Raw genomic sequence first — 18,667 nt, 5'->3', positions numbered from 1 at the left:
CCCGGTGGAAACCGGGGGCCGTTTTGTTAACTATTAATTTTAATGCACCCTATCGGTTTTATATATCCCAAGCGGGCCGTCTATAATATCAGCAATCTGCTTACTGAATAACTGAAAATGCTCCTGCTTAACATGCTGATCAAGCCCTTCCTGGCTGGCCCAGGTTTCATGAAAAATAAACTGGGTTTCATCTGTTGTTGATTGGTATAGCTCGTATTGCAGGCAGGCTTCTTCCTGGCGGGATGCTGCTACCAGCTTATCCAAAAAATCTTTCATTTGGGCAGTGGTGCCGGCCTTACACTTCACTAAGGCTGTTAAGTAAATTTTCATGGCTTGGGTTGTTTTGGGTAAATAGCTTGTTTAAATGTTCCTGGTAGCGTTGCAGGTTCTCCTCAATATTAGCGTTTTTCATTACATCATAAAAGTGAATACTTTCTAAAGCCTGCATACCGGTAAAAGCGTTCATGCGGTGAAAGCCAAACAGGGGGCCTTCGTCAACACTGCGTTCGTTAAAAAATTCGCCGGGTAAGGTGAAAGCTGTAACAGGCGCGTTCCACGATGTGGTAAGCATATATTTTTTGCCCTGCATTAAGCCGCCTGTGCCATAATTAACACCGGGATTTTCGGCTGTGCGGCCATCGCTGCGGTAAATGCCGTTTTGATATCCGGCGGTAAAAACTTCGTCGATATATTTTTTAAAGGCATGCGGTACCTGGAACCACCAAACCGGGGTGTGGTAAATGATCACATCGGCCCATTTATAATTTTCGGCCTCCTGCATGGGGTCGTACTCATGGTTTACGTCGGTTGAACGAACTTCAAAATCGGGATGACCGGTAAAATACTGCACGGTAGTATCCAATAAAGTTTTGTTAAATCTTCCGCCGGAGTGACCGAAGAGCTGCCCTCCGTTTATTACAAATATGTTTGTCATTTATTTTCTGTTTTAATTTTCATCAAAATTACAGCGGCTTAATTCATTATTAAAATAGTTTAATTTATATATTTGTATCATAATTATAATAGATAGACTATGGTTAATTTTGAATGGTTCCGTACGTTTAAGGCGATCTATGAAACCGGGTCGCTAACCGGGGCGGCCGAAGCGCTGTTTATTTCGCAGCCGGGCGTGAGCTTGCATTTGAGCTCATTGGAAAGCTATGTGGGCTACAAATTGTTCGATCGTACTTCGCGTAAAATGGTATCAACAGAGCGGGGGAAGATCTTATACAACTATATCCTGGAGGCAATTTGTAAACTGGAGGATGCCGAACGGCACTTTCATAAAAGTACTGAAAAAGATGTGCCTACTATTAGCATAGGCATGTGCTTTGAAACTTTTCAGTTTACGCTTGAATCCTACCTGCCCACATTGCCTTTTAATGTGATCATTAAATTTGGCGAATACCCCGAAATGCTGGCCGACCTGGACAATGGCATCCTCGATATGATTGTTACGCCTCATAAAGGCGATTACAAAGGGTTGGAATATAAACCCTTTTTTAAGGAACGCATAGTGGTGCTTGCCGGGGCGCAAACGCCAACCGACGAATTTAATGAACTATTGAAAACAAAAGACCTAAACCAGATTCAAACCTGGCTTAAAGCCCAAACCTGGTACGGCTCATCGGGCGATATGGAACACCTGCGGCGCTTCTGGCATATTAACTTTGGCAAACGACCTGATTTTAAGCCTAATTTCATCGTCCCTAACATGGGCTCTATTATCCGTTGTTTGAGTAATGGTAAGGGCATAGCCGTGATCCCTGATTTCCTTTCAAGAAAGGAGCGGGACAGCGGCAATATCAAACTGCTTTGGGAAGGATATAATTTAATTGAGAACACCTTGTACTTCGGCACCCGCAAAAAATCCATTTACGCAGAGCAGGTAGGAATGATCCAGGAAATTTTTGAGCGGGAGATGGTGTAAGCCTCTAATCGCCGCCGCTCGCCTCCGGCGAGTGGCAACTATTAAGGCGGCCTCTGGCCGCCGTGGCAAAAGAAGACCATGTGATTTATCGAAACTCAAACATTTCTTTGTTAAGATTGCCGGAATACCATCTGTCATTTATAAAGTAATAAGTTTCCTTACCTAAAATGATCATAGGGAAATTACCTGCAATTTTTTGTTTGGTCTTGTTTCTTGTTGTGATAAAGTGATCGAATATGTCTTGCTTAACGCTGTAAAAGACATTTTGCTGCATGTCGAAGGCTAAAACTGTGTTAGTGTCATAGGCATAGTTTTCTTTAGGGCGAGGTTTTGAATCAACAAAATCATGTACACTGACTTTTAATTTGCAGTTGTTAATACTGTTGCCAACCAAATGTAATTTAATGCGGTATTCTTCCTGTTGTTCGCCGGATTCCCCGGTAAGATATCTTAAAACATGCATGGCCTTGTATAGATGTTGGCCCTCCACGCAGATGATCAGAGTATTTCCTAACCCAACTCCCGATCCGCCTCTTACTGCATAGTTAATCTCAATAAAGTTTTTATTCAATAACCTAATGTCAGGAGTTTCTCCCCAAAAATCATCTATTGTAATAATATCTTTGAGGCAAATCATTTTAAGCACATGGTTTGCATAGTCAGGAACGATCTTCACCGTTTGATTTTTACCATCGATGGATGTAAGATGATATATTTTGGTGTCTCTCGCGGTTGCTTTTGCTTCGTATGTTTTCAGTTCACCCTGAGCAAATGCATGATTGAATGAAAGCGTAAGGATAGTAATAACTAAGGCGCATTTGTTCATAAGGCAGATATTTACACCGTTGGTGTGGCCGTAAAAATACTCGCATAATACTTGCGATAGGCAAACAGCAAAAATACCTCTAAAACTATAACCGCCAGTCCAATTGGCAAACCGGCCGGTGCCAAAATGGCATGGAACAGGAATATATTAAGTGCAATAGGCAGCAGCAATAACACAAACAATGCGGTATACCGGTTGATAATTAAAAACAGGCCGCTGGTTATTTCAATTACCTTCATGTATTGAAAAAAATAGCCTGAACCAAATAACCCGCCGCTAAATGCCTGTGCCTTATCGCTCATGGGCGGTTGGGCCATATGCAGAAACTGGAAAAAGAAGTTTAAACCAAACACCACGAAGACCAGGCCCAGCAAAACGCGGGCAATCAATACTGCAATTTTCATAATTAATAGGTTTAATATAAGGTTAAACACTAAGTTTGGTAATTTAATTGACATATTCAAATCCGCCTCATAGCTAACTATTTAAACAGGCATTACTTTTGATAAAACAGGACATATGAACATTCAAAAAATAACTTTCGGCAACGGTTGCTTTTGGTGCACCGAAGCCGTTTTTCAATCGCTTAAAGGTGTAACATCAGTAACCTCGGGTTATATGGGCGGTAAAGTTTTAAACCCAACCTATGAGCAGGTTTGTACAGGCGCTACCGGCCATGCCGAAGTGATTCACCTGGAATATGACGCCGACGTGATCTCGTTTGATGAATTATTATTGGTTTTCTTTAAAACCCATAACCCAACAACGCTTAACCGTCAGGGTAACGACGTGGGCACACAATACCGCTCGGCTATATTTTATTATACAGATGAACAAAAGCAGGCTTCGGAAGCGATGATCAAAACGCTAACTGCCGAGCATGTTTTTGACGATCCTATCGTAACCGAAATCACCCCGGCAAGCACATTTTACAGCGCCGAAGATTACCACCAGAATTATTTCAACGATAATCCTAATAAGTCGTACTGCGCGTTTGTTATCCAGCCAAAACTCAATAAATTTGCCAAGGAGTTTAAGGATAAAATAAAGCCGGAGCTGTTATAAGATGCCTATCATACGGAGTGTTTAAATCGAGCGACTCTGAAAATGAAATAATATTAAGCAAAGGGGGCTGTCACCCTGAGCCCGTCGAAGGGTCGCGCGCAGGGGCCCTGCCCACCATGCTTTGAGGGCCTCAGCATGACACCCGTTTTTTATATGGCAGTTCGTCGAAGCACGCCAGCGTACTTTTTCCGCATGAGTCTTTGACAAGGTCTCGACCGGCACTCTTTTTAATCAACCCATATGAAAAAAAGCTATAGCTATCTACTATCTGGCCTGTTGTTATTCAGCGCCTGCTCATCTGTTAAAAAAACAGCCAATCCTAATTCCAGCATTACCAACGATGGTAAGATCTGGGCTTCATTATGGCAGCAGCGGGCGGCGGAGTACAAGGCATTATGCTTTCAGGCCTATAACGTAGCTAAACTCAGGGTTGATGAAGGGATTAAGAACCCCGGTGATAAACCACTGGCTATTGTTACCGATATTGACGAAACCATTCTGGATAATAGCCCGTATGATGCTCATCGCGCCTTACAGAACTTAGATTACAGCGATGCCACCTGGAAACAATGGACCGACAAAGCCCTTGCTGATACAGTGCCGGGCGCACCTACTTTTTTTAAGTACGCTGCATCAAAAGGGGTCACGATATTTTACATCACCAACCGTAATGAAAATGAGCGGGCAAGTACGCTTAAAAATCTGCAATTGTATGGATTGCCTAATGCCGATGATGAACACCTGCAGTTGAAAACTACTTCATCGAGCAAGGAAGCGCGCCGTCTTAACGTTTTAAAAACACATAACATCCTGCTGCTTTGCGGCGATAACCTGCCCGATTTTGACCTGCTGTATGATAATCACCCGGCCGAAGAAAGCAGGACGGCTACTACACAAAAGCTGCAAACAGAATTTGGCAAAAGGTATATTGTTATTCCTAATCCTTCATATGGTGATTTTGAGGGGGCACTTTTCCGGTTTAATTACAAGCTTAGCCCTGCCCAAAAAGATTCGGTGATCAGGGCGAAGATCAAAGCCGATCAATAAAGCTCCCGATCTTTAACGGTTGACGGGGGATAGCCGCCCGGGCAGGTATATAACTTAATTGCCTGTATTTACGTATATTTACACGCTGATCCCCCTATAGGTGTAATTATTTTATATAGCTACAGCATTTTACTTAGTTTAATAAAATAATTGAATGTTTGGGTGATGTCATAATCTTGTGGTAAAATGTGCATGAAGCGCAAATAAATTGCAAATTTGCATACTGCATTATTATTATTCAGTTAACCCCTGTTTAACTATGAGTGATAGAACTATTCTGGTTTGGTTTAGAAACGACTTGCGCATAAATGATAACGAAATTTTGTTAGAAGCTGTACGCAAGGCTGATAAAATACTGCCGGTTTATTGTTTCGATCCTTATTATTTTCAACATACCGAAACGGGGGCTTCAAAAACAGGGAATTTCAGGGCGAGGTTCCTTTTAGAGGCTGTTGCCGATCTCCGCAAAAATTTACAGGGTTTTGGTGCCGAATTGATCATCCGCATTGGTAACCCTGCCGATGTGATCCCGCAGCTTGCACAGGAATACCAGGTAAATGAAGTTTATCATCACCGTGAGGTAGCCTACGAGGAAACCAATATCTCCGAGCAGGTTGAAACTGCGCTATGGAAAATGAGGCTTAACCTCAAGCATTTCATCGGTCATACCATGTATCATAAGGAAGATCTTCCTTTCCCGATTAAGGATATCCCGGATAGTTTCGCGGTTTTTAAAAAGAAGGTGGAACGTGACAGTAATGTTCGCCCGTGCGTACCCAAACCCGATCATATCAGTGTTCCGGAAATTACCGATGCCGGCGAATTGCCAACCTTGCAGCAATTAGGTTTAAACGAGCCTGTTGACGATATGCGCGCTACTGAATATTTTCAGGGGGGCGAAACAGCGGCTTTGGTGCAAATGCATAAGTGTTTTGCCAATGCAGACCAGCTGCTGAAACAAAAAAATGGGCGTAACGGCTCTGATTGCTCTTCAAAACTTTCTCCCTGGATCTCGATAGGGTGTATTTCGCCGAGGCAGGTTTACTGGGAAATTCAGAAATATGGCAGTAATGGTAACCTGTTAAAGCTTGAATTGCTTTGGCGCGATTACTTCAGGTTCATGTTTAAAAAACACGGCCAAAAATTTATCAAAGCTAAAGACGAAGCTCAGGGCACCGACCTTGCACCGGACGCCGACCTGTTGCTCCAAAAATGGAAAAACGGCGAAACAGGAGTGCCCCTTATTGATGCAGCAATGCATGAACTTAATGCTACAGGCTATATCAGTAATCAAAACCGGCAGGTAGTAGCGGGCTATTTAGTAAACACCCTCAAAGCCGACTGGGTACAGGGGGCTGCTTATTTTGAAGAAAAGCTTATTGATTATTCGCCGGCCAGCAATTGGGGTAACTGGGCCTTTATTGCCGGTGTTAACGATGCTAAGGAAAGCAAATATGCTATAGTTACCAAGCTGCCCAAAGAGCTTGAAGCCAAAACCGATTTTGTGAATACCTGGCAGCCATCATCTATTGATGAAGCAGGGGATTTGGTTAGCGCTTAAATATTATCTGTATCAAAATATTTTATATCCGTTTCAAAACAACACGCCATAATTTGAGTTTTCACCCCAATGGGTAAAATAAGCCTAATAATGGCTAAATTTCTTTACAATTAATTATGAAGTATATAGCGGTATATCATTACTTTTGTACCGTTTTAAAGATCAGTTTCACATGGATCGTCTCAATTATATAAATAGCGGAAACGCTGCCTACATATCTTCCCTATACGAACAGTACAAACAGGAACCGGAATCGGTTGATTTTGGATGGCAAAAATTCTTTGAAGGATTTGATTTTGGTAAAGATACCGATGCTGCCGGAGCAATTGCGCCCGCTGCCGTTGGCGAAGCTACTCCTGAACATTTTTTAAAAGAAATCAATGTATTAAACATGATAGATGGTTACCGATCGCGCGGACATTTGTTTGCAAAAACAAACCCCGTTCGCGAACGCCGCCATTATTACCCAGGCAAGGAGCTTGAAACTTTTGGCTTGAGCGAAGCCGACCTTGATACCGTTTTCAATGCCGGTGTTGAAGTTGGTTTAGGTGCCGCCAAATTGCGCGATATCCGCCAGTTGCTTGAGGATACTTACTGCCGTTCAATAGGTACGGAATATAAATACATCCGCAATCCCATTAAAATAAAATGGTTTGAAGAGCGGATGGAAAGCCGTCGTAATACACCTTCTTTTACCCTTGATGAAAAGAAGGAAATGCTTAACAAGCTGAATGAAGCAGTAACTTTCGAAAACTTTTTGGGTACTAAATTTCTTGGTCAAAAACGTTTTTCACTGGAAGGTGCCGAAGCGCTGATCCCTTCAATGGATTCGGTAATTAAAAAAGGCGCCGATCTGGGTATCGAGGAGTTTATCATCGGTATGGCGCACCGCGGGCGTTTGAACGTGTTGACCAACATCATGGAGAAAACCTATAAAGAGGTATTCTCTGAGTTTGAAGGTAAAAACTACGATTCTGAATCGCCTTTTGGTGGTGACGTGAAATACCACTTAGGTTTTTCAACCGACGTGCTTACCAAAAGCGGTAAAAAAGTTCACCTGAGCCTTTGCCCTAACCCATCGCACCTGGAAGCTGTTGACCCGGTTGTTGAAGGGATCACCCGTTCAAAAATCGACTTTAAATATGGCGGCGATCATTCAAAGATCGCTCCAATCCTGATTCATGGCGATGCTTCAATTGCCGGACAGGGTATAGTATATGAAGTTTTACAAATGGAAAAACTGGATGGTTACCGCACAGGCGGCACCATTCACCTGGTTATCAACAACCAGATAGGGTTTACCACCAACTATAAAGACGCCCGTTCAAGTACTTATTGTACCGATGTTGCCAAAACTGTGCTTTCGCCGGTTTTCCACGTAAACGGTGATGATGTTGAAGCTTTGGCTTATGTAGTAAACCTGGCTATGGAATACAGGCAGGTATTTAATGAGGACGTATTTATCGATATCCTTTGCTACCGCCGTTATGGCCATAACGAAGCTGATGAGCCTAAATTCACCCAGCCGCTGTTATACAAGGCTATCGACGCGCACCCTAACCCTTTAAAGATTTACAATCAAAAACTGATAGATGAAGGCAGTATAGATGCTGAATTCCTGAAATCTATCGAAAAAACCTTCAAAGATGAGTTACAGCAAAAGCTAGATGAAGTAAAATCAGAAGAAAGGTTTACTGATACTATTGCCATGTTTGAAGGTGCCTGGAGCGGATTGCACCTGGCAAGCCATAAAGAACTGGTAAAAGCTATTGATACTTCTGTAGCCGAAGAAACCATATTAGAGATTGGTAATAAGATCACTGTGTTACCACCAAATAAAGAGTTCTTCAAGAAAATTGAGAAACTGTTTGAAGACCGCAGTGCCATGGTGAACAAAACCAAAGTGTTTGACTGGGCCATGGGCGAACTGCTTGCTTACGGAACTTTGTTAAAAGAAGGTTACCCTATCAGGTTAAGTGGTGAAGACGTAAAACGTGGTACTTTCTCGCATCGCCATGCGGTATTGACGCTGGTTGATTCGGAAGACGAATTTACACCGCTTGCATCCATTAACCCCGAAGCTAAATTAAGCATCTATAACTCTTTATTATCTGAGTATGGTGTTTTAGGTTTTGAATACGGCTATGCGCTTGCAAATCCAACTGCTTTAACTATTTGGGAAGCCCAGTTTGGTGATTTCTTTAATGGTGCACAAATCATTGTTGATCAGTACATCGCCAGCGCCGAAACTAAATGGCAGCGTGGCAACGGTTTGGTAATGTTATTGCCTCACGGTTATGAAGGCCAGGGCCCTGAGCATTCATCTGCACGGGTTGAGCGCTTTCTGGAGCTTTGTGCCGATGATAATATTCAAATCGCCAACTGTACTACACCTGCAAACTTCTTCCATATTTTAAGGCGTCAGATGCACCGCGATTTCCGCAAGCCATTGATCATCTTTACCCCGAAAAGTTTGTTGCGTAGCCCTAAATGTGTTTCGCCACTTGAAGATTTTACCAGCGGTAAATTCCACGAGTTGATAGATGATACTTATGTTGATCCTAAAAAGGTAAAACGCGTGTTGCTGTGTACAGGTAAAGTTTATTATGACCTGCTTGACAAACAACAGGCTGATAACCGTAAGGACGTTGCTATTGTACGTGTAGAGCAGCTTTATCCAACTCCGGTTACTCAAATTTTGAAGATCAAAGCCAAATATGAAAAGGCAGAGTTTATCTGGGTACAGGAAGAGCCTGAAAACATGGGTGCATGGCCATACATTTGCCGTAAATTCCATAATGATAAGGTGATTAACCTGAGCGTTATTTCAAGGATAGAAGGCAGCAGTACCGCAACCGGTTTTGCTAAACAGCATGCTGCCCAGCAGTTATACATAGTTTCAAAAGCTTTTGAAGCCCCAGCCGGTAAAGCTGTTAAAGAAGCTGTTAAAAAAACAACAAAGAAAATGGCTGATGCCGGGGCTGATTGATCCGTCAATTAAATATCCTGATATAATCCATTAAAAAATATAAAATCTACAATACTATAATATGAGCTTAGCGATTAAGGTGCCTACCGTAGGCGAATCAATTACAGAAGTGACCCTTTCGAGCTGGAGAAAGAAAGACGGCGACCACGTTGAAATGGACGAGGTTATTGCCGAACTTGAGTCAGACAAGGCTACTTTTGAGCTTACTGCCGAAAAAGCCGGTACTTTAAAAATCGTTGCCAATGAAGGCGATGTACTACCAATTGGCGCTGTTGTTGCCAATATTGAAGATGGAGGCGCTGAAGTTGCTGCTCCTGTAGCACAGCCACAGCCAGAAGTTGTTGTAAACGCTCCTGCTCCGGCCCCTGTTGCTGCCGCTCCGGCTGCCGCATCAGCATCTGTCGAAATTAAAGTACCACCGGTAGGTGAATCTATCACGGAGGTTACATTATCTCGGTGGATTAAGAAAGACGGCGACGCTGTTGCTATGGATGAAGCTATTGCCGAGCTGGAATCAGATAAAGCTACGTTTGAACTTACTGCCGAAAAAGCAGGTACGTTAAAAACAATAGCTAAAGAAGGCGATGTATTAGCGATTGGTACCGTAGTTTGTACTATTGAAGGTGCTGGTGCTTCACAACCTGCAGTTACCCCGGTAACCCCGGCTGTAGTTAGCGCTACCGATGAATCGCCACGTGGTGGTGCAGCTGCCGAAAGTGCTAAAACTTATGCATCAGGTACGCCATCACCGGCTGCCGCCAAGATATTAGCCGAAAAAGGTGTTGATCCAAAATCAGTATCAGGTTCAGGTGTTGACGGCCGTATTACTAAAGGTGATGCCCTTGGCGCGCAAGCTCCGGCAGCTAAACCTGCCGCTCCTGCTCCGGCTGCCCAAACTGCTGCTCCTGTTGTAGCAAGCGGTGCCAGGGACGAGAAACGCGAGAAAATGACTTCGTTGCGTAAAACCGTTGCTAAGCGTTTAGTATCGGTTAAAAATGAAACGGCAATGCTTACCACCTTTAACGAGGTTGATATGCAGCCGATCATGGAATTACGCGGTAAATACAAAGATAAATTCAAAGAGAAACATGGCGTTGGCTTAGGCTTCATGTCGTTCTTTACCAAAGCGGTTACCGAGGCTTTGAAAGACTGGCCGGCTGTTGGTGCACGTATTGAGGGCGAAGAGATCGTATACAGCAACTTTGCTGATATCTCTATCGCTGTTTCTGCCCCTAAAGGTTTGGTTGTTCCGGTTATCCGCAATGCTGATAGCATGAGCCTTGCCGAAATTGAGAAAGCCATTGTGGTACTTGCCGGTAAAGCCCGCGAAAACAAACTGACCATCCCTGAAATGACCGGCGGCACATTTACCATTACCAATGGTGGTGTATTTGGTTCGATGTTATCGACGCCGATCATTAATGCACCGCAATCGGCCATTTTAGGTATGCATAATATCATTGAGCGCCCGGTAGCAGTAAACGGACAGGTTGTGATCCGCCCGATGATGTACCTTGCCCTGTCATATGATCACCGCATCATTGACGGTCGTGAATCGGTAAGCTTCCTGGTAAGGGTTAAACAATTGCTTGAAGATCCTGCAAGGTTGTTGTTAGGTGTATAACCCTGCAAAAACTTTATAAAAGAGATCCCGGTAGGTTTTCCCTCCGGGATTTTTTTGTGTAATAGGTTTCGCAAGGTTTTGAAATTTGTCAGGTGATTAGAAGTAGCGACGAGCCAAGTACAACTAATCTCTGACCTCCAACCTCTAATCACTAAAGCCGCTTCACCACCTTTTTAAGTACCAATAAATTTTGACCATTAAGGCTATAGCCACTAATGTTGTTTTGATACAGATTTACCAGTTTATCGTAGTATAATACTACAATGGGTGATTGCTCCATCATCAGATTATCCATCTGGCGGTAGAGGGCGAAGCGTTTTTCGTCATCTTTTACCTGGTAGGTTTGCTCAAAAAGCTCATCAAACCTTTTGTTGTTGAACCCGGTGTAATTTGGGCCGAAAGGGATTTTGTTTTTGGAGTAAAATACAGAAAGGTAGTTTTCGGCGTCGGGATAATCGGCTATCCAGGAGCCGTAAAAAAAGTTGATGCCGTTTTTTGAGATCAGTTCGCGCAGGCTGGCACCCTGGGTTATCTCTACATTTGTTTTTATACCAATGCGTTCCAATTGGCCTTGTACATACTCAATTAAACTGCGGTAACCAACGGTGGTAGCCAGGGTAATTTCGGGCATGTTTTTACCATTGGGATAACCGGCGTCTCGGAGCAGGCAACGGGCTTTTTCCGGGTCGTATATATAACCTTTTACCCCGGTGCCGTTAAAGCCTGGCATGCCTTCGGGCACAAAACCTCCGTAGCCCGGTGTACCCATACTGTTGCGGAGGTATTTGATCATCTTTTCGCGGTCGATGGCGTAGTTGATGGCCTGCCTGATCTTAAGTATTTTTAAGGGCGATTTTTTTACAATGGGCAAAGTGGTATCAACCAGCATGCCCAGGTAAATGGTATTCAGGTAAGGAGCGGTATTGAGTATAAATTTACCCTTATATTTTTGCGTTACCTTGCCTACTTTGGTGAGGATATCATCGCGATAGCTGCCGTCGATATCATTCAAAAAATCGATATTCTTTTTTACAAACTCCAGGAATGAAGTTTGCTTATCAGCAATAAAGGTAGAACGGATGGCATCCAGGTAGGGGAGGCGGTTGCCTTTTTCGTCTTTTTCCCAGTAATGCTCGTTTTTTAAAAACACCAGTACTTCGCCTTCTTTCCAGTATTTAAACCTGAAGGGGCCGGTACCTACCGGGTGACTCCTGAAGTCCTTGCCATAAAACTCAACCACTTCTTTGGGTACTACAGAACAATATTGTGCCGTGAGTAAGCTTAAAAAGGGAGCGAAAGGCTGTTTAAGCCTGATCTGGAAAGTACTGTCATTAGGTGCCATGAAGGCGCTTTTATCCTTTACCTTATCACTGAAGATCCATGAGCCGGATGAAGCGACTTTGGGATCGATCAAACGACCGAAGCTATAAGCAAAATCTGAGGCCACTGCCTTTCGACCTGTACCATTTGCAAAATGAGGGTCGTCATGAAAATATACATCATTACGCAGATGGAAGGTATATAATAAACCATCAGCTGATGTTTCCCAGCTTTCAGCAATACAGGGAATGGTTTTTAAACTGTCGTTGATCTGTACCAGGCCGTTATAAAGCTGGTTGTCCATCCAAATGGTATAATGATTACGGCAAAAGGCAGGATCAAGCGAGGTAAGGCCTTCTTCAAGATTGATATTAAAAACGGTTTTGTGCTGATCGGAAGAAGTATCCGTATGGCAGGAACAAAGCTGAATGGAGAATAGTACAAAAAGGTAAGTGATCAGCTTATTCATTTAAGCTAATATATTAAATGTTGCGTTAGCTGTGTGAATGAATAGCTGATTATTACGCGGGGATGATTGATTGCCGGCGATGGCTAAAATTAAAATAGAAAAGTAAAACCACTTCCTTTTGATGGCTTTTTCATTTCTTCAAACTTTTCAATTTCCTGATTGAGCAAAAAAGAATACTCACCTGCCATGAATTCACGAAATACTTCAATATTCTTCTGTTCGCGGGTATCAATCAGCGCCTGGATATAGGCTACTTTATTTTCACTCCGCACTATTGCCAATGGAAGATTATAATATGCCTGAATGTAGTTCATTAATAATCGCGAGGTGCGTCCATTGCCATCATAATAAGGATGTATACTTACGAGATTGAAATGTGCATCAAAGGAAAGATTCAACTGTTCAGCAACAGATAAGGCGGGACCGATGGATTCTTTGAGCCTTTTTACCAGGTCGCTCGTCAACCGTTCTGCTTTGTCAAAATTCGGGAAATAGGAGATACCTGCAGTGACGTTGCCTTTTCGAAATGCTCCGGTTCGGGAATCCACGGTACCCAGCATAGTATTGTATACTTTGCCGGTATTCTTCATCACCAAAGAATTAATCTCCTTTAAAAGAGAAACGGATAGCGCTTTTTTTGCCCTTGCGTTTTCAATGGTGAAAAGAAGCGCTGCATGATGATCAGTTACCATCAAGCTTTCTTCCAATGGCTTGCCATTGGGCGTGCGCCCTTCGTTGATCAGCACTTGTGTTTCTACCTCTGTCAATGTTGAGCCTTCAATCCGTGTAGAGTGATGGTCAATAGAAATGAGGTTAAACCGGTTGTGGTCAATCACATCGGCTATGCCAAGGTCGTTGTATTTCTCTATCAGGTTAACTATTTCCATCGTTTCAACAACGCGAAAATACTTATAAGTTTTTATATAGTGGTTCAGTTGCCTGGCACCGATAAACCTGGCAACTGAATCTAACTTTACTACGCATCAATACCGGTCAATCCCTTATAAAAATGTTTGGCATAACCTGCAATCAGCACATCGTGATCATTTCCGTTAATAATACGGCGGGCGTTGATCCAGTCGGCATGGGTGGTGTCAAAATATTTGCCTAAGCCAACGCCGGTAAACATGCCTTTTGTCATACCTTTAATCATGATATTGGCAGCTATATCAGGTTGAAGCGCCAATTCGGGATGGTTAAGCAGGTCGAGATGTAAATGCTTGCCCATGGCGTCATAGTTCTCGTACCATGTTAATTGTACAAAACCGCGGCCATAATAAAGCTGATCGGGCGTTGTATAAGGAACACGGTGACCTGGTCCACCGCCCATTTTAAATTTTTCGCCATAGGGATGACCTTTACCCTTGCCAAATTCAGTTATCGGCTGCATAGTACCTGCGCATTCATGGTAAACGGTGCCTAACATGTAGGCTACTTTACGCTGATCGGTAACGCCGGCATCTGCTGCGGCCTTTAAAATGGCTTCGATACCGTCAATCTGGCTTTGTAAAATGTGGCCTTTAAATACAGACGCACGGATAGTGTCATAAAATTCTTTTGTACCTGGCATGATAATGAAATTTAGGTATTAGTAATAAAATTAATTGCTGTAAACGGATGTTTCAGATTAAAAAGGTATGGAAGACTTAGGTAAATATAAATATTCACGTTTGGAATACCAAGGCTGATATTCAAAGAGTTGGGCCGGGATTTTCAGGGCAATTCCGGCATTGGTTGAGAAAGGCCTAAAATAGGAATATGTTTATAAAGCAAATTTTAAAGTGCCCGTTTTGTTATACGAGCACTTTAAATTAAAACCGCTCTTTTAAAAACTTGCCCGTATAGCTGTCTTTTTGTTTTAGAAGGTCTTCAGGAACGCCCTCAAATACTACTTTACCACCGCGGTCGCCGCCTTCCGGGCCAATATCGATAACCCAGTCTGCACATTTGATCACATCCATGTTATGCTCAATAACAATGATGGTATTGCCATGATCAAGCAGGGCATCAAATGATTTCAGCAGTTTTTTAATATCAGCAAAGTGCAAACCGGTGGTAGGTTCGTCAAAAATAAACAGTGTTTTATTGGTGTTGTTGCCTTTTACCAGGAACGATGCCAGCTTAATACGCTGGGCCTCACCACCTGACAAGGTATTTGACGACTGGCCTAACTGAACATATCCCAAACCAACGTCAACTAATGGCTTTATCTTGGCAATAATTTTAGGCTCTTTGGCAAAAAATTCAACTGCCTCATCGATGGTCATGTTCAGGATCTCCGATACATTTTTTTCTTTGTACTGGATATCTAAAATATGCTGCTTAAAACGGTGCCCCCCGCAGGTTTCGCAGGTAAGAAAGATATCTGCCATAAATTGCATCTCTATCTTAACTTCACCTTCGCCCTGGCAAACATCGCAACGGCCGCCTTCAACATTAAATGAAAATGCAGAGGGTTTTAGCCCGGCGGCTTTTGCTGCCGGCTGAGCGGCGTACAGGTTGCGGATCTCGTCCCAGGCTTTAACATAAGTAACCGGGTTTGAGCGCGATGAACGGCCTATCGGGTTTTGGTCAACCAGTTCAACTTGTTCAATTTTGCTGTAATCGCCATCAATAGCATCATATGAACCTGTTTGTTCGCCCGAATAATTGCCCAATGCCTTTTGAACAGCGGGGGCAAGGATGCGTTTTACCAAACTGGTTTTACCCGAGCCGGATACGCCGGTAACAACAGTAAGTACGCCTAACGGAAATTTGGCGGTAACGTGTTTCAGGTTGTTTTCGCGCGCGCCCTTTATTTCAATAAAATCGTGCCATTTGCGGCGGCTTGCTGGGATAGCTATTTCTTCCCTGCCGCTCAGGTATTTGCCGGTGAGGCTTTTATCGTCTTTTATAATTTCGTTATAAGTACCGGTAAAAATCAGCTCGCCGCCATGGGTACCGGCCTCCGGACCAATATCAATAATGTGATCGGCAGCTTTCATGATCTCTTCCTCGTGCTCAACAACCAATACGGTGTTGCCCACATCGCGGAGGGATTTTAATACGCTGATCAGCCTTTGAGTATCACGCGGGTGCAAACCGATGCTTGGCTCATCCAAAACATACACTGAACCTACCAGGCTGCTGCCCAATGACGTAGCGAGGTTGATTCGCTGCGACTCACCACCTGATAGTGTATTTGATAAACGATTGAGCGTTAAATAACTCAAGCCCACATCATTTAAAAAGCCGAGGCGGTTGGTTATTTCCATCAGCAAGCGTTTGCCGATTTTGGTCTCAGTTTCACTGAGTTCAAGCGATTTAAAAAATTCAAAGGCTTTATCCAGCGGCATCAGTACCACATCGGTTATCGACTTTTCATTGATCTTTACGTACGAGGCATCCATTCGTAATCGGCTGCCCTTACATTCCGGGCAGGTAGTTTTGCCCCTGTATCGCGACAGCAAAACACGGTACTGGATCTTATACGTTTGTTCTTCCATTTCTTTGAAAAACTCGTCAAGGCCACGGAAAAACTTATTGCCGGTCCAGAGCAGGCGCTGCTCTTTTTCGGTTAGTTGATTGTATTGACGATGGATAGGGAAGTCGAACTTTAAGGCATGTCTTACCAGTGCATCGTTCCATTCGCGCATTTTTTCGCCGCGCCAGGGTGCAATGGCCCCCTCATAAATGGATTTGCTTTTATCTGGAATAACCAGGTCTTCGTCAATACCGATCACCTTGCCATAACCCTCGCACTTTTTGCAGGCACCGTACGGATTATTAAAGCTGAAGAAGTTTGGCGTAGGCTCTTCAAACTTTAATTCGTCTAACTCAAAACGGTCGCAAAAAAAGCGCTCATGCTCGGTATCGTTGTCAGGTTGCTGGAAGCGAACAAAACAATCGCCTTTGCCTTCAAAAAAGGCGGTTTGTATGGAGTCGCCTAAGCGGCTAATAGTTTCGTCTTCTTCATTCTTGGTAACGCGGTCAACAACTATGCGTACTACAATTTGTTGATCAATTTCGGTAGTTTCTGCAGCTACTTTTTTTGTCTTTGTTTTTTTGATCTCGACTATTGGTTCAGCCGCCATTAAAGGAACGTTCTCTACTGTTTCATCCTCTAATAAAGATTCGATACGCGAAAGTTTGCCATTATATTCAACACGAACAAAACCTTTCTGCATCAATACCGCAAGCTCTTCTTTAAGGCTCCGGTTATTGTGCGGGTGAAGTGGAGCAAGAATGGTTACCTGGGTTTCGTTAGGCAATGAAAGCACAAAGTTCACCACATCGGTCACTGAGTCTTTTTTTACGATATTGCCTGATATGGGCGATATCGTTTTACCGATACGTGAAAAAAGCAGTTTTAAATAATCGTAGATCTCGGTTGATGTACCAACAGTTGAACGTGGGTTTGAGGTAATTACCTTTTGTTCAATAGCTATAGCCGGTGCAATGCCTTTAATATAATCAACATCGGGCTTGTTCATACGGCCCAAAAACTGGCGGGCGTATGATGAAAGGCTTTCCACATAGCGGCGCTGACCTTCGGCGTACAAAGTATCGAAAGCGAGCGATGATTTGCCCGAACCCGACATGCCGGTAACTACCACCAGTTTATTTTTGGGAATAGCCACATCAAGGTTTTTAAGGTTGTGCACCCTTGCGCCTTTTATAATAATATGCTTTTGCGGATCTTTTTCTGCTTCTTTACTCATGCTGTTTTTTGGTCGATAGTCCATGGCCTATAGACCATAGCTAAATCAGTGCCATGGTCTATGGGCTATCGGCTATGGACTTTATTTTGCGAATGCAAAAATCCTAAAAAATTTAGCAGAATCCAAATGAGTTTTGATTGTTTATTGGATTAAACTACGTGGAATATTGGAGTTTACAGTTTGCTGACTTTTTAAAACTTAATGTTGTTTTAACAACTACTTTTTAAAAAATTTATTTTGGCGAATGATTAAACCTTCGGTATTAAAAATAAGTCTAACGGAAGTGTGCCAAATAAATGATGGTTTTATAGGTAATTATACCGATTAATAGTAAAGTAGGGCGCGAAAAAAAAAATTTTATTTGTTATTTTACCAATAATTTATTTTATTTGAGCAAACAAATCTTTAACCCCTAAGGAGCACGCTATAGAATATACTTTACTTTAAAAGGTTTTAACTAAGAATTAAGTTTTAAGTAGTACTTTCTATGGATTTTCAATTGAAGAGTGATCAGGATCTAATCCATCTATATGTAGCCGGCGACGAAGCCGGTTTAGTAGAATTGATAAGGCGTTACCAATCAAAAATATATACTTCTATTTATTTGCTGGTAAAAGACGAATACCTTGCCGAAGATATTTTTCAGGATGCATTTATAAAGGTGATTAACACCCTTAAAGCCGGTAAATATAACGAAGAGGGTAAATTTTTGCCGTGGGTAACACGTATTGCACATAACCTGGTGATTGACCATTTTCGCCGTGAAAAACGTGCGCCTATGATCAGCAATGGCGATGATTTCGACATTTTTGAAGTGCTTGGTAATTATGACGAAAGTACCGAGGACAAGATGGTTAGGGATCAAACCCATAAAGATCTTAAAGCACTGATCCAACTGCTTCCATCCGAACAAAAGGAGGTGCTCATTATGCGCCACTTTGGGGATATGAGTTTTAAAGAGATTGCCGATATTACCGATGTTAGCATCAATACCGCCCTTGGCCGTATGCGCTATGCCCTTAATAACCTCCGCAAAATGATGCAGAGCAAAGAGCTCAGCCTGAAAAATTAGTTTTTCGGTATAAGAGATTAGATATAAAGGTTAGGATATTATTGTTTAGGTTAAACCGGATAAT

15 protein-coding genes are annotated in these 18,667 nt (G+C 42.8%); 7 read left to right on the top strand and 8 right to left on the bottom strand.

Going from position 1 to position 18,667, the window contains the following annotated elements; genetic code table 11:
• Positions 1-39: 39 nt before the first annotated feature.
• Together J3L18_RS19820 and J3L18_RS19815 are read right to left on the bottom strand one after the other, a co-directional pair.
• Complete coding sequence (locus J3L18_RS19820; protein WP_129568643.1) at positions 40-330, bottom strand: putative quinol monooxygenase; 291 nt, start codon at positions 328-330, stop codon at positions 40-42.
• The gene (locus tag J3L18_RS19815) at positions 296-934 is read right to left on the bottom strand and encodes an NAD(P)H-dependent oxidoreductase (RefSeq protein WP_129568642.1); all 639 of its coding nucleotides are present in this window, start codon (positions 932-934) and stop codon (positions 296-298) included. Before J3L18_RS19815 ends, J3L18_RS19820 begins: the two co-directional genes overlap by 35 nt.
• 99 nt (positions 935-1,033) lie before the next feature.
• Here J3L18_RS19815 and J3L18_RS19810 point away from each other — a divergent pair, with 99 nt between their 5' ends.
• A complete protein-coding gene (locus J3L18_RS19810; protein ID WP_091174667.1) occupies positions 1,034-1,930 on the top strand; it encodes a LysR family transcriptional regulator in 897 nt (298 codons plus the stop codon).
• A gap of 85 nt (positions 1,931-2,015) precedes the next feature.
• Here J3L18_RS19810 and J3L18_RS19805 read toward each other — a convergent pair whose 3' ends face one another.
• Positions 2,016-2,756 (bottom strand): hypothetical protein, encoded by a 741-nt coding sequence (locus J3L18_RS19805; RefSeq protein ID WP_129568641.1) that lies wholly within the window; start codon positions 2,754-2,756, stop codon positions 2,016-2,018.
• A gap of 11 nt (positions 2,757-2,767) precedes the next feature.
• Positions 2,768-3,160 carry a DoxX family membrane protein gene (locus tag J3L18_RS19800; protein WP_175490114.1) on the bottom strand — a complete coding sequence of 131 codons (393 nt, stop codon included), beginning with the start codon at positions 3,158-3,160 and terminating at the stop codon, positions 2,768-2,770.
• A gap of 115 nt (positions 3,161-3,275) precedes the next feature.
• Here J3L18_RS19800 and msrA point away from each other — a divergent pair, with 115 nt between their 5' ends.
• The 5 genes from msrA (at position 3,276) to odhB (ending at position 11,042) form a co-directional block, all read left to right on the top strand.
• Positions 3,276-3,821, top strand: a complete 546-nt coding sequence (gene msrA, locus J3L18_RS19795) for a peptide-methionine (S)-S-oxide reductase MsrA (protein WP_129568639.1) — start codon at positions 3,276-3,278, stop codon at positions 3,819-3,821.
• 240 nt (positions 3,822-4,061) lie between these two features.
• Positions 4,062-4,868 (top strand): 5'-nucleotidase, lipoprotein e(P4) family, encoded by an 807-nt coding sequence (locus tag J3L18_RS19790; RefSeq protein WP_129568638.1) that lies wholly within the window; start codon positions 4,062-4,064, stop codon positions 4,866-4,868.
• A gap of 259 nt (positions 4,869-5,127) precedes the next feature.
• Positions 5,128-6,429 carry a DASH family cryptochrome gene (locus J3L18_RS19785; RefSeq protein ID WP_129568637.1) on the top strand — a complete coding sequence of 434 codons (1,302 nt, stop codon included), beginning with the start codon at positions 5,128-5,130 and terminating at the stop codon, positions 6,427-6,429.
• A 172-nt stretch (positions 6,430-6,601) separates the two neighbouring features.
• Positions 6,602-9,418, top strand: a complete 2,817-nt coding sequence (locus J3L18_RS19780; RefSeq protein WP_129568636.1) for a 2-oxoglutarate dehydrogenase E1 component — start codon at positions 6,602-6,604, stop codon at positions 9,416-9,418.
• Between the two features lie 61 nt (positions 9,419-9,479).
• Entirely contained in the window at positions 9,480-11,042 is a 1,563-nt protein-coding gene (gene odhB, locus J3L18_RS19775; RefSeq protein WP_129568635.1) for a 2-oxoglutarate dehydrogenase complex dihydrolipoyllysine-residue succinyltransferase, read from the top strand.
• A gap of 151 nt (positions 11,043-11,193) precedes the next feature.
• Here odhB and J3L18_RS19770 read toward each other — a convergent pair whose 3' ends face one another.
• From J3L18_RS19770 to uvrA, 4 genes are all read right to left on the bottom strand, one after another.
• Positions 11,194-12,831 (bottom strand): ABC transporter substrate-binding protein, encoded by a 1,638-nt coding sequence (locus J3L18_RS19770; protein WP_129568634.1) that lies wholly within the window; start codon positions 12,829-12,831, stop codon positions 11,194-11,196.
• Positions 12,832-12,920: 89 nt separating this feature from the next.
• A complete protein-coding gene (locus J3L18_RS19765; protein ID WP_129568633.1) occupies positions 12,921-13,718 on the bottom strand; it encodes a Fic family protein in 798 nt (265 codons plus the stop codon).
• 89 nt (positions 13,719-13,807) lie between these two features.
• A complete protein-coding gene (locus J3L18_RS19760; protein WP_129568632.1) occupies positions 13,808-14,401 on the bottom strand; it encodes a glycoside hydrolase family 19 protein in 594 nt (197 codons plus the stop codon).
• Positions 14,402-14,642: 241 nt separating this feature from the next.
• On the bottom strand, positions 14,643-17,531 hold the full coding sequence (uvrA, locus tag J3L18_RS19755; RefSeq protein WP_129568631.1) for an excinuclease ABC subunit UvrA: 2,889 nt from the start codon (positions 17,529-17,531) through the stop codon (positions 14,643-14,645).
• Positions 17,532-18,018: 487 nt separating this feature from the next.
• On the opposite strand from uvrA, the gene J3L18_RS19750 reads away from it, so the two are divergent.
• The gene (locus J3L18_RS19750) at positions 18,019-18,603 is read left to right on the top strand and encodes an RNA polymerase sigma factor (RefSeq protein WP_090534404.1); all 585 of its coding nucleotides are present in this window, start codon (positions 18,019-18,021) and stop codon (positions 18,601-18,603) included.
• Positions 18,604-18,667: the final 64 nt, after the last annotated feature.

The sequence above is a fragment of the Mucilaginibacter gossypii genome, assembly GCF_017569325.2.
GTDB classification, from domain to species: domain Bacteria; phylum Bacteroidota; class Bacteroidia; order Sphingobacteriales; family Sphingobacteriaceae; genus Mucilaginibacter; species Mucilaginibacter gossypii.
This window is presented reverse-complemented; position numbering and strand designations above follow the sequence as displayed.